Consider the following 10,947-nt stretch of genomic DNA (forward strand, 5'->3'; position numbering starts at 1 on the left):
TGGAACATGAGGCCGGATATTCTCGGATAGGAGCGGATGCAACCGCTTATGCCCACGCCATCATCGAATGGCTGAACCGCCACCCCTACCAGGGCGACCCCGGCCAATGCGCTGGCTGCGGCGATCCGATCCGCGACGCGGCTAACGATTGGCGGCCGTTGGGCGATGGTGCCACCGTCCACTATGGCGGCCCCTGGGGCTTGCGTTGTGTTGACCGCCATTCCCAGCGCCGCCGGAAGGAAGCCGCCGCCGCGCTGGCCGCCTTTGGAATTGGAGAAGCCCGATGAGCAAGAAAACCAAGGACGCAAAACCTGCCCCTGAAAATGCAGGCGAAATTCACGACCGCTCCTCCGGCCGCTGGCGAAAGGGCGAGAGCGGGAATCCCGCTGGCAAGCCCCTCGGTACTCGACACAAGGCGACCCGCGCCGCCGAGGCGTTGCTTGAAGGCGAGACCGAAGCCCTAACCCGGAAGTGCATCGAACTGGCCAAGACGGGCGATCATGTTGCCCTGCGGTTGTGCATGGAGCGGATTTACCCGGCGCGGAAGGATGCTCCGGTCAGTTTCGACATGCCGAGGATCAGGACCGCGATCGAGGCGGCCGGAGCCGTCAGGAGCGTTCTGGAAGCCGTCTCTCGTGGAAACATGACACCATCGGAGGCAACCGGCGTTGCCGGGATAATCGAAGTGTTCCGCAGGACGATTGAGACAACGGAAATTGAGGCGCGCATCGTTAAACTGGAGAAGGGGATGGAAAAATGACGGACCTAAAGCGGCGGCTTGAAAAGCTGGAAGGGGCAATCGCGCCGGTTGACGAACCTTGGCACCGGATCATTGTTGGGCCGGGGGAAACGACGGCCGAGGTTGTGGCCCGGACCTTCGGGGATCAGGTTCCTCGAAATCTGATCATCCGGCGCATTGTGGAACCGACGAAAGATAACCCACAAGATTGAAAGAACGCCAAGATAATGGGCTTAACCGGCCAATTCGGCCAGTATTAGTGAATCCCCGCCCCCTCGCTTGGTTTGCCGCTAAGTAGGGTGTCTATCGCCCCGATTATCCGCTTCCAGGCTCTAGCCCCGTCCATATCACCCGCTGCCAACAATTCATCGGCCCGCATGGCTGCATGGATCGGCGCGTCCTGGCCGTGTTGGTCAACCAGCAGCTTGGCGGTGCGGTAAATATCAAGGTCGGAAAGTGACATCATGCAAATATATAGACTGAAAGTTTTACGCAGTTGAGATCGCGCAATTTCCCTCACAAAGCTATTTAAGCAACTTAACGGTTAATGCGATAACTGTAGCCATCACGACAAACAACAACATTTTAGCCGATGATTTTGTGTTTTTCTCAATTTCAGAAATTTTCTCGGCAAGTGCTGTAAATTTCTTACTCAAAACTCCAAGAGCTTCGGTGGTAGGCCCCGTGATTATAATTGGGTGACCGCTTTGCTCTTCGATTTCGACAACGCGAATATTATAACTAAGCGACACCCCATCTAAGGGAATGCGACGATTATCTTTGTCCTTATTCGCCCATTTCATTCCTGAACCATCGGGCTCCCATCCATAACTCCATCCATAATTTGCGCGATCGTCAAAAACGGATGTCTTCCACTCGACAGATATTCCGTTAGGTATTAAGCCAGCTCGAAAATTCTTAATAAGCTCCTCAAATTCATGATCCGAAAAGTAAACATTTATTAGAATATGACTATCAACATCTGGTAGATCGTCATAATAGATAAGATAATTGTTTTTAATATCTTCACTGTCTTTTGCTTTAATAAAAGCGCATGTCGCCTCAATTGGTGGGCGGAGCGTCTTATCTTCATTTTTATAACGGTGTTGGTACGCAGGATGAGAGAGAGTTTCGCCCGTTTCTAAATCTATATGGTCACGACCAGGAAGATAAACATCCATAGCGACTGAAATTGATGTACGGTCAGCTTCAGTGTTTCTGAGATCATGGGCCCGAAGGTTGAGTTTTACTGTCCCAATTTCAAAATCTAACAACATTTAAAGCCCCCAGCCCATCACAAGAAATATTTATCTTCGCCGCCACTCCCACGGTGGGACAAATTCCGAAGCCCATATCCCGCGCTTTGCCTCTTTGGCTTCGTTCTCTTGCGGAACGTAATCGAGTGAATATTGCCGGTAGGCCAGCGCCCAGCCCTCACTCACCATCCAGGCGTTCAGGTCTTCGCCGTTAAGTCGGCATACCGCGACGGTGCGCTTATACCGATCCGGCTTTCCCTTGGGTTCGCATTCTACCGGCTTTTGAGCAATCTTGTCTGCAAGGGCGAAGGCCGCATCCTTCCCGCAGCGCCAATCATCGCCGTTTCGTTTGCAAGTCTGACGGCTTTCGGGTGCGTCAATTCCATACAAGCGTATGCGCTGGCCGTGAATCTCAACGGTATCGCCGTCAATGATAGAAGCAGCGTCCGATAAATTGGCGGCAAAAGAGGGAAGAGAGAATAGAAAAGCGAAAAGAAAAAATCTCACCGAAGAAACCCGACCCGAACCCAAATACCAGCAACGATTAGCCAACGGAGAACCTGCCAAACGATAACTGTGACCATAAACCAGAGAGGCACCAAAACTACTATTCCCCAGCCAAAATTTTCCCAAAAAACCGTTGAAGACGTTTTGCTGGCGCTGACAGCCGAGAAATATGCATACCCCGTGGACGCCACCGCAGAGATAATTGCCGCGACAATCCACGCCCTAAATAACCCTCACTTCCAATTCATCGAGCTGGCCCCTTAGAAAACAGCTTGGGTGGAACTTACGGCCCCGACCGTATTTTCTTGCACCGGAAGCACCTGGGCGGGCGGGTTGCCCTGAAATTGGGGGTGAGCCTTGGCCGCGTCATCGGCAAGGCGGACCGCGCCGGACAGAAAGGCCAGCACGTCCAACACGCGCAAGACAGCCAGCAGGGCTTCCATTGTTACCCCCCCTTGTCGGTTGCATCATCCGGGGAAAATCTACCATAACCGGGGAAAAGTAGGGGCCAAGGAAAAGCCGGGCGGTTTTGAAAAATGCGGGACCGGGCCAAGACACGGCCCTCAAGGCAAAAAACTGGCGCGGCAGTTAAAAAAACCGAAAACAAAGGCGATTTATCGAAAATGACGGGCCGGGAATAAAATACTGGGCGGAAATACAAAAGGCCCGCCGAGGCTCCAGTTTTTGCAGCCCATAAAGGGACGATTTTCCCCGGCCCGGCAATTAAGCCGGATTTTCTTGAGCAATACGCGAAAGGGGCGGAACGGCCCCCTAATCCTTTATGCCCCTTTATGGATGGGTAGAAGGATGGGTATAACAATCCAGGAAAATACTATCTTATTGTTTAATATATGATTTTTGGCAATAAATGGCGGAAGGGGGGAGATTCGAACTCCCGGTACGGTTACCCGTACGCCGCATTTCGAGTGCGGTGCATTCAACCGCTCTGCCACCCTTCCGAAGTGGTGCGCGCCGACGGTCGCGGAAAGAGGGCGGGAGAGTAACCAAGCCCGCCCCAACCCGCAATCAGCCGGCTTTTTCTGGCCGTGCCCGCTGGTTGACATATAAAAGAAGCGGGCTATAGTGCCGCCCCTCGGGCTCAGGCCCCGACCTATTTCGCGTTTTAGGCAGGAATTACAAAAGGTTCAGTCATGTTCGCGGTCATCGTCACCGGCGGCAAGCAGTATCGGGTGGGCCAGGGCGACCGCCTGACGGTGGAACGTCTGCCGGGCGAAGTCGGCACGCTCGTCGCCCTCGACAAGGTTCTCATGATCGGCGAGGCCGGCAAGGCCCCGGTCGTCGGCACCCCGACCGTCGCCAAGGCCGCCGTGTTCGCCGAAATCATCGCCCAGGATCAGGGTGACAAGGTCATCGTCTTCAAGAAGCGCCGGCGCAAGAACTACCGTCGCCGCGTCGGCCACCGCCAGGAGCAGACGCGGCTGCGCATCGTCGGCGTCAGCGCCACCGGCGAAAAGCCTGCCTTCACCCCGACCGTGAAGAAGGCCGCCGCCCCCGAATCCGCCCCGGCCGGCAAGACCGCGAAGAAAGCCGCAGCCAAGGGTCAGGGCGAGAGCAAGAGCAAGAGCAAACCCAAAACCAAATCCGCGTCCAAAGCGAAGGCGAAGGAGTAACCACCATGGCACACAAGAAAGCGGGCGGCTCATCGCGCAACGGCCGCGACAGCGCCGGGCGTCGGCTTGGCGTCAAGCGCGCGGGCGGGCAGATCGTTCTCGCCGGCAACGTGCTGGTGCGCCAGCGCGGCACCACCTTCCATGCGGGCGCCAACGTCGGCATGGGTCGCGACCACACGCTGTTCGCGCGCGCTGACGGCCAGGTCCGCTTTCGCGCCGGTCGCGGCGGGCGCACGTACGTGAGCGTGGAGCCGACGGCCTAGATCGCCGACCGGCCACTTGCGCGGGTTGCGCGGGGGAATGGCCGGGCCATTCCCCCGTTTTGATTTTTGGGCCCCGATCCACCATGAAATTTCTCGACGAAGCCAAGATTTTCGTCAAAAGCGGCGACGGCGGGCCGGGCTGCGTCGGATTCCGCCGCGAGAAGTTCATCGAATTCGGCGGTCCCGACGGCGGCGACGGCGGCCGGGGCGGCGACGTGATCGTCGAATGCGCGACCGGGCTCAACACCCTGATCGACTTCCGCTACCAGCAGCATTTCAAGGCCGCGCGCGGCGGCCACGGCATGGGCCAGAACCGCTCCGGGGCGAAGGGGGCCGATGTCGTTTTTCGCGTGCCGGTCGGAACGCAAGTCCTGGACGAGACCAAGGAACACATCGTCGCCGACTTGACCGAACCCGGCCAGCGGATCGTGCTCGCCAAAGGCGGCGACGGCGGCTTCGGCAACGCCCACTACAAATCATCGACCAACCGCGCGCCGCGCAAGTCGACCCCGGGCTGGCCGGGCGAGGAACGCTGGCTGTGGCTGCGGCTGAAGCTGATCGCCGACATCGGCCTGATCGGCCTGCCCAACGCCGGCAAATCGACCTTGCTCGCGGCGCTGACCCGCGCGCGGCCCAAGATCGCGGCCTATCCGTTCACCACGCTGCACCCCAATCTCGGCGTCGCCTCGGCCGACGGGGACGAATTGATCCTCGCCGACGTGCCCGGCCTGATCGAGGGCGCGCACCAGGGCGCCGGCCTCGGCACGCGCTTTCTCGGTCATGTGGAACGCTGCCCGGCGCTGCTGCACCTGGTCGACGGCACCCAGGGCGACGTGGCAGAAGCCTGGCGCACGGTGCGGCGCGAACTGAAGGCGTACGGCGCCGGGCTCGCGCGGAAGCCCAAGATCGTCGCCCTCAACAAGTGTGACGCGCTGACGCCCGAAGCGATCGCCGAAAAGCGCTTGGCGCTGGCCAAGGCCCGTTTCGGCAACAAGGCCAAGGCGAGACTGAACGAGGTTGCCGTCATTTCCGGCGTCGCCGGCACCGGGCTCAAGGAATTGACTCGGCGCTTGCGCGATCTCGCGCGCGCGAAACGCAAGCGCCGGATGAAAACATCTTCGGGTCGCGCCGGGCCCAAGGCGCGCCGGGCGGCGGAGATCGAAGTCCGATGAGCGAAAGCGAAACACATAAACCACCGCCGGCGACGCCGCTGGAAGCGGGCCGCCGCGTGGTGATCAAGGTCGGCTCGACCCTGCTGGTTGACCCCGAACGCGGCACCGTCTATCGGCGCTGGCTCGAGGCGCTGGCCGAAGACGTCGCCCGTCTGCGCGGGCGCGGCCAGGAGGTGCTGATCGTGTCCTCGGGCGCGGTCGCGGTCGGAAGGCGCCATCTCGCCTTTCCCGACGGCGATCTCACACTGACGGAAAAGCAGGCGGCGGCCTCGGTCGGCATGGTTCACCTCGCGCATGCCTATCACGAAACCCTCGCCCGCCACGGCCTTGCGGTCGCGCAGGTGCTGTTGACCCTCGACGACACGGAAAACCGGCGGCGTTACCTCAACGGGCGCAACACGCTCAACGAAATTCTCCGCCTCGGCGCGGTACCGCTGATCAACGAAAACGACACGGTGGCGACCGACGAAATCCGCTTCGGCGACAACGACCGGTTGGCGGCGCGGGTGGCGGCGATGGTCAGTGCCGATATTCTTGTGCTGCTCTCCGACATCGACGGCCTCTACGACCGCGACCCGCGCCGCTACGACAACGCGCGCTTCGTTCCCGAGGTGCGCTCGATCGGTCCCGAGATCGAGGCGATGGCCGGGCGCCCCGGTTCGGCCTACGGCTCGGGCGGCATGGTGACCAAGCTTGCCGCCGCGCGCATCGCCACCGCCGCCGGTTGCCGCATGGTGATCGCCGCCGGGCACGTGCTGGCGCCTCTGAAGGCGATCGAAACCGGCGCGCGCTGCACCTGGTTCGTGTCCGATTCCACCCCGCGCGCGGCACGCAAGCGTTGGATCGCGGGCGCGCTCAAGCCCTCGGGTACGGTCACCGTGGACGATGGCGCGCTCAAGGCCCTCGAATCGGGCAAGAGCCTGCTGCCGGCGGGCGTCATCCGCGTCGACGGCGATTTCCAGCGCGGCGACGCGGTGCGGGTGCTCGATCCGACGGGAGGCGAGATCGCGCGCGGCCTCGCGGCCTATGCCGCCGACGAATCGCGCCGCATCGCCGGCCATAAAAGCGGTGAAATCGAATCGATTCTCGGCTACCGTGGACGGGACGAGATGATTCATCGCGACGATCTGGTTGTGACCAAGGCCGGGGGCGAGCCGGGAGAAACGCCATGACACCCCCCGTGATCGAGTGTGCGCCCGACGGCCCGTATCTGGTCAAGAATCTCGACCGGCTCGTGAACGCGCGCGGGGAAAGACTCGCGACCAAGCCGGTCACCGCGTTGTGCCGTTGCGGGCGCTCATCGACCAAGCCTTATTGCGACGGCACCCATAAAAAAGCGGGTTTCTCGAGCGCGCGAGATGCGGGCGTCGGCGCGCCGCGCGCGAGTTACACGGGCCGGCGGTTGACGATTCACGACGACCGCGAAATTTGCGCGCACGCGGGATACTGCACCGAGGGCTTGCGGACGGTCTTCGTGTCCGGGCGGGAACCGTGGATCGATCCCGACGGCGCGGCCGTGGAACGCGTCATCGCCGTCATCGAACAATGCCCTTCGGGCGCGCTCAGCTACAGCCTCGATGGGGTCGAGCATCGGGATCAGGCGCGCGAGCCGTCGATTGCCGTGACCGAGAATGGCCCTTACGCCGTTGTTGGCGGCGCGCGGCTGGTCGGGGCCGACGTCAAGCGCGGTGCTTCGACGGAACACTTCACGCTCTGTCGTTGCGGCGCCTCCAAGAACAAGCCGTTCTGCGACGGTAGTCACTGGGACATCGGCTTCAAGGATGACGCGGGCTAACTCATGACCGCCCGTTCCGCCCGCAAGACGCCCGCCCGTAGCGGCAAGGCGTCCATCGCGCTCTTGATGGAGGGGATCGGCCGTGCCGCGCGCGCCGCCGCCGCTCAACTGGCGGAAACGCCGGCCGCGACCAAGACCGCCGCGCTCAACGCCGCCGCCGAGGCCCTGATCGCCGCGCGCGCCGATATTCTCGCCGCCAACGCCCGCGATTTCGACGCTGCCCGTCGCGGGGGCATGTCCAAGGCCATGTTGGATCGGCTGATGCTCGACGACGGTCGTATCGATGCCATGGCCAAGGGCATCGCCGAGGTGGCGGCGCTGCCCGATCCGGTCGGCGAGGTGATCGCCGACTGGACGCGGCCCAACGGCCTCAGGATCCAGCGGGTGCGCGTGCCGATCGGCGTGATCGGCGTCATCTTCGAATCGCGGCCCAACGTCGCCGCCGACGCGGGCGCGCTCTGCCTGAAGGCGGGCAACGCCTGCATCCTGCGCGGCGGCTCCGACAGCCTGCAATCGGTCGGCGCCATCGTCGCGGCCCTGCGCCGCGGGCTTGCCCGGGCCAAGGTGCCGGAAGCGGCGATCCAGATGGTCCCCGTCGCCGACCGCGCCGCCGTCGGCAAGATGCTGACCATGACCGAGTTCATCGACGTGATCGTGCCGCGCGGCGGCAAATCGCTGATCGAGCGGGTGACGGCGGAAAGCCGCGTGCCGCTGTTCAAGCACCTGGAAGGGCTCTGCCATACCTATGTCGACGGCGCCGCCGATCCGGCCAAGGCACGCGCCATCGTGCTCAACGCCAAGATGCGTCGTACCGGCATTTGCGGCGCGACCGAAACCCTGCTGGTGGACCGCGCGAAGTTCCGGGAACTTCTGCCGCCGATCCTTGGTGACCTGATCGCGGCCGGCTGCGAGGTACGGGGCGACGCCGATGCGCGTGCCCTCGATCCGCGCGTCAAGCCGGCGACGGAAAAGGATTGGGACACGGAATATCTCGACGCGATCATTTCGGTCCGGGTGGTGGACGGGGTCGCGGGGGCGATCGAACACATTCGCGCGCACGGCTCGAACCACACGGACGCCATCGTCACCGAGGACGCGGCGACGGCCGAAACCTTCCTCAAGAAAGTGGATAGCGCCATCGTGCTGGTCAACGCCTCGACCCAGTTCGCCGATGGCGGCGAATTCGGCATGGGCGCGGAAATCGGCATTTCGACCGACAAGCTGCACGCGCGCGGGCCGGTCGGGGTCGAGCAGTTGACCAGCTTCAAGTACGTGGTGCGCGGCACCGGGCAATGCCGGGCGTGAACGCCGGGTTGCGGGCGAAGAGAGCGGCCGCGCCGGGGCCCAAAAAAAACACGTCCAAACCCGCTCGCCGCCGGGCCGAGCGGATCGGCCTGCTCGGCGGCTCGTTCAATCCCGCCCACGAGGGCCACCTCCACATCAGCCGCCAGGCGCTCGCCAGGCTGCGCCTCGACGAGGTTTGGTGGCTGGTGTCGCCGCAAAACCCGCTCAAGCCCGCGCGCGGCATGACGCCGCTAGAGGCCCGGATCCGGGTCGCGCGCGACATCGCCCGCCATCCCCGCATCCGCGTCAGCGCCATCGAGGCCGAACTCGGCACCGTCTATACCGCCGAAACCCTGAAACGCCTGGTCGCGCGATTCCCAAAGATCCGATTCGTGTGGCTGATGGGCGCCGACAACCTGATCCAAATTTCCCGCTGGCGCGACTGGCGTTCGATTTTCACCACCGTGCCGGTTGCGGTTTTTGCGCGGCCCGCTTATTCTCTACGAGCGCTGGCCTCCGTGGCCGCCCGGCGGTTCGCCAAGGCGCGAATCTCGGGAACGGCGGCTGGCGCCTTGGCGGACATGCGCCCGCCGGCCTGGGCATTCCTTCGCATTCGGCTCAGCGCCGCGTCCGCCACCGCAATCCGCGCGCGCGGCCCGGTCGAAAGCCCGGGCGCGACCGAAGCATGGAGACGACGCCCATCACGCGACGGATAGCAAAACAACTTCCACCGACGAGCCGCAGCCTGCTCAAACTGGTGGAAAAATCCCTGGACGACGACAAGGCCGAGGACGTCGTCGTTATTCCCCTCGTCGGCAAGTCCGATATCGCCGATTTCATGGTGGTGGCGACCGGGACCTCCCAGCGCCATCTCGCCACCCTCGCGCAGCACCTGCGCGAACGGGTCAAGGCGAAGCTCGCCCGCGACACCCGGATCGAGGGCGAGGGCCCGCACGATTGGGTGCTGGTCGATCTCGGCGACGTGATCGTTCACCTGTTTCGCGGCGAAACCCGCGCCTTCTATGCACTCGAAAAGCTTTGGCTCGACGCGCCGACCAAAGCGCGCGCGCGGGCGGTCTGAGGGCGCGTTGCGTTTCACCATCGCCGCTGTCGGGCGAAGCGGAAGCGGGCGAGGCAAGGGCGCGGAAGCGCGCTCCTTGTTCGAGGCTTACGCCGGCCGTCTCGCTTCTTCGCTCGTGCTCAAATATTGCGAGGAAAAACGAAAGCTTCTGCCCGCGGAACGCAAGCGCAGGGAAGCCGAACTGCTGCTCAAGCTCGTGCCCAAGGGGGCGCTGGTGGTGGCGCTCGACGAAAAGGGCAAGGCTTTTGCCAGCGCTGACTTCGCCCGCCTGCTCGGGACTTGGCGCGGCCGGGGCGAACGGCATATCTGTTTCCTGGTCGGCGGGGCCGACGGCCTCGACGATTCGGTCCTGAAAGGGGCGGGGCTGGTGCTCTCGCTCGGCCCCATGACCTGGCCGCACCTGCTGGTTCCGGCCCTGCTCGCGGAGCAGCTCTACCGTGCCGAAAGCATCCTTGCCGGACATCCCTATCATCGGGAATAAAGTAATATAGCCTTGTTGCGATCATGACCCCGAAGCCGCCCAACCCGGCTCCCGCCCGCCCGCGCCCGGTGGTGCTGTGCGTCCTCGACGGCTGGGGCGAGCGCGAACCGGCCGCGGACAACGCCATCGCGCTGGCGAGGACGCCGAACTGGGATCGCTACCTGCGCGAATGCCCGCACGCGCGGCTGGAGGCTTCCGCCCTCGACGTCGGCCTGCCCGAAGGCCAGATGGGCAATTCCGAGGTTGGGCACATGAATCTGGGCGCGGGCCGGGTCGTCATGCAGGAACTGCCGCGCATCGGCCGGGCGATCGCGACCGGCGAACTCGCGCGCAACCCGCGCCTGCTCGATTTCGTCGCCGCGCTCAAGAAAAGCGGCGGCACTTGCCATCTGATGGGGCTGCTTTCCCCGGGCGGCGTGCATTCGCACCAGGATCACATGGCGGCGCTGGCGCACATCGTCGCGAACGCAGGCGTACCGGTGGCGGTGCACGCGTTTCTCGACGGGCGCGACACGCCGCCCAAGAGCGCGCTCCAATATCTCGCAGGTTTCGAAGCGGCGACGCGAAACGCCTCCGGCGCGCGCATCGCCACCGTGATCGGGCGTTATTTCGCCATGGACCGCGACAAGCGCTGGGAGCGGGTGGCGCAGGCTTTCGCGTCCCTCGTCGACGGCCGAGGGGAACGGGCGGGTTCGCCGCGCGCCGCCGTCGAAGCCGCCTATGCGCGCGGCGAAACGG

General features: G+C 63.3%; 15 protein-coding genes and 1 tRNA gene. 12 read left to right on the forward strand and 4 right to left on the reverse strand.

Translation table 11 applies throughout. The features are described from left to right. The first annotated feature begins 334 nt into the window (after nucleotides 1-334). Together FJ311_14140 and FJ311_14145 are read left to right on the forward strand one after the other, a co-directional pair. On the forward strand, nucleotides 335-760 hold the full coding sequence (locus FJ311_14140) for a hypothetical protein (protein MBM3952579.1): 426 nt from the start codon (nucleotides 335-337) through the stop codon (nucleotides 758-760). Continuing rightward, nucleotides 757-951 carry a hypothetical protein gene (locus tag FJ311_14145; protein ID MBM3952580.1) on the forward strand — a complete coding sequence of 65 codons (195 nt, stop codon included), beginning with the start codon at nucleotides 757-759 and terminating at the stop codon, nucleotides 949-951. The genes FJ311_14140 and FJ311_14145 overlap by 4 nt, the downstream gene beginning before the upstream one ends. A gap of 312 nt (nucleotides 952-1,263) precedes the next feature. Here the strand turns inward: FJ311_14145 and FJ311_14150 are convergent, their stop codons facing one another. The 4 genes from FJ311_14150 to FJ311_14165 all read right to left on the reverse strand — a co-directional run bounded on the left by FJ311_14150 (nucleotide 1,264) and on the right by FJ311_14165 (nucleotide 3,461). Beyond that, a complete protein-coding gene (locus tag FJ311_14150; protein ID MBM3952581.1) occupies nucleotides 1,264-2,016 on the reverse strand; it encodes a hypothetical protein in 753 nt (250 codons plus the stop codon). A 30-nt stretch (nucleotides 2,017-2,046) separates the two neighbouring features. Further along, a complete protein-coding gene (locus FJ311_14155; protein ID MBM3952582.1) occupies nucleotides 2,047-2,502 on the reverse strand; it encodes a thermonuclease family protein in 456 nt (151 codons plus the stop codon). Nucleotides 2,503-2,762: 260 nt separating this feature from the next. Further along, nucleotides 2,763-2,945, reverse strand: coding sequence for a hypothetical protein (locus tag FJ311_14160; protein MBM3952583.1), 183 nt, complete (start codon nucleotides 2,943-2,945; stop codon nucleotides 2,763-2,765). 426 nt (nucleotides 2,946-3,371) lie between these two features. Next, nucleotides 3,372-3,461, reverse strand: a tRNA-Ser gene (locus FJ311_14165). 192 nt (nucleotides 3,462-3,653) lie between these two features. On the opposite strand from FJ311_14165, the gene rplU reads away from it, so the two are divergent. From rplU to FJ311_14215, 10 genes are all read left to right on the forward strand, one after another. Continuing rightward, nucleotides 3,654-4,133 carry a 50S ribosomal protein L21 gene (gene rplU, locus FJ311_14170; protein MBM3952584.1) on the forward strand — a complete coding sequence of 160 codons (480 nt, stop codon included), beginning with the start codon at nucleotides 3,654-3,656 and terminating at the stop codon, nucleotides 4,131-4,133. Nucleotides 4,134-4,138: 5 nt separating this feature from the next. Next, complete coding sequence (locus FJ311_14175; protein MBM3952585.1) at nucleotides 4,139-4,396, forward strand: 50S ribosomal protein L27; 258 nt, start codon at nucleotides 4,139-4,141, stop codon at nucleotides 4,394-4,396. 83 nt (nucleotides 4,397-4,479) lie between these two features. After that, the gene (obgE, locus tag FJ311_14180) at nucleotides 4,480-5,568 is read left to right on the forward strand and encodes a GTPase ObgE (protein MBM3952586.1); all 1,089 of its coding nucleotides are present in this window, start codon (nucleotides 4,480-4,482) and stop codon (nucleotides 5,566-5,568) included. Beyond that, nucleotides 5,565-6,740 (forward strand): glutamate 5-kinase, encoded by a 1,176-nt coding sequence (locus FJ311_14185; GenBank protein ID MBM3952587.1) that lies wholly within the window; start codon nucleotides 5,565-5,567, stop codon nucleotides 6,738-6,740. Before obgE ends, FJ311_14185 begins: the two co-directional genes overlap by 4 nt. Next, on the forward strand, nucleotides 6,737-7,363 hold the full coding sequence (locus tag FJ311_14190) for a hypothetical protein (GenBank protein ID MBM3952588.1): 627 nt from the start codon (nucleotides 6,737-6,739) through the stop codon (nucleotides 7,361-7,363). Before FJ311_14185 ends, FJ311_14190 begins: the two co-directional genes overlap by 4 nt. Nucleotides 7,364-7,366: 3 nt before the next feature. Next, entirely contained in the window at nucleotides 7,367-8,668 is a 1,302-nt protein-coding gene (locus tag FJ311_14195) for a glutamate-5-semialdehyde dehydrogenase (protein MBM3952589.1), read from the forward strand. Then, entirely contained in the window at nucleotides 8,656-9,363 is a 708-nt protein-coding gene (locus FJ311_14200; GenBank protein ID MBM3952590.1) for a nicotinate-nucleotide adenylyltransferase, read from the forward strand. The genes FJ311_14195 and FJ311_14200 overlap by 13 nt, the downstream gene beginning before the upstream one ends. Next, complete coding sequence (gene rsfS / locus FJ311_14205; GenBank protein MBM3952591.1) at nucleotides 9,333-9,728, forward strand: ribosome silencing factor; 396 nt, start codon at nucleotides 9,333-9,335, stop codon at nucleotides 9,726-9,728. The genes FJ311_14200 and rsfS overlap by 31 nt, the downstream gene beginning before the upstream one ends. 7 nt (nucleotides 9,729-9,735) lie before the next feature. After that, nucleotides 9,736-10,209 carry a 23S rRNA (pseudouridine(1915)-N(3))-methyltransferase RlmH gene (locus tag FJ311_14210; GenBank protein ID MBM3952592.1) on the forward strand — a complete coding sequence of 158 codons (474 nt, stop codon included), beginning with the start codon at nucleotides 9,736-9,738 and terminating at the stop codon, nucleotides 10,207-10,209. A 23-nt stretch (nucleotides 10,210-10,232) separates the two neighbouring features. After that, nucleotides 10,233-10,947 (forward strand): 2,3-bisphosphoglycerate-independent phosphoglycerate mutase (locus FJ311_14215; GenBank protein MBM3952593.1); only part of this gene is annotated, 715 nt, incomplete at its 3' end.

Source organism: Rhodospirillales bacterium (genome assembly GCA_016872535.1).
GTDB lineage: Bacteria > Pseudomonadota > Alphaproteobacteria > Rhodospirillales > 2-12-FULL-67-15 > 2-12-FULL-67-15.

Coding starts and splice junctions, on each gene's coding strand:
- FJ311_14200 (MBM3952590.1), top strand. CDS start 8,656: ATGCCGGGCGTGAACGCCGGGTTGCGGGCGAAGAGAGCGGCCGCGCCG.
- FJ311_14145 (MBM3952580.1), top strand. CDS start 757: ATGACGGACCTAAAGCGGCGGCTTGAAAAGCTGGAAGGGGCAATCGCG.
- rplU (MBM3952584.1), top strand. CDS start 3,654: ATGTTCGCGGTCATCGTCACCGGCGGCAAGCAGTATCGGGTGGGCCAG.
- FJ311_14160 (MBM3952583.1), bottom strand. CDS start 2,945: ATGGAAGCCCTGCTGGCTGTCTTGCGCGTGTTGGACGTGCTGGCCTTT.
- FJ311_14195 (MBM3952589.1), top strand. CDS start 7,367: ATGACCGCCCGTTCCGCCCGCAAGACGCCCGCCCGTAGCGGCAAGGCG.
- FJ311_14185 (MBM3952587.1), top strand. CDS start 5,565: ATGAGCGAAAGCGAAACACATAAACCACCGCCGGCGACGCCGCTGGAA.
- rsfS (MBM3952591.1), top strand. CDS start 9,333: ATGGAGACGACGCCCATCACGCGACGGATAGCAAAACAACTTCCACCG.
- FJ311_14150 (MBM3952581.1), bottom strand. CDS start 2,016: ATGTTGTTAGATTTTGAAATTGGGACAGTAAAACTCAACCTTCGGGCC.
- obgE (MBM3952586.1), top strand. CDS start 4,480: ATGAAATTTCTCGACGAAGCCAAGATTTTCGTCAAAAGCGGCGACGGC.
- FJ311_14175 (MBM3952585.1), top strand. CDS start 4,139: ATGGCACACAAGAAAGCGGGCGGCTCATCGCGCAACGGCCGCGACAGC.
- FJ311_14190 (MBM3952588.1), top strand. CDS start 6,737: ATGACACCCCCCGTGATCGAGTGTGCGCCCGACGGCCCGTATCTGGTC.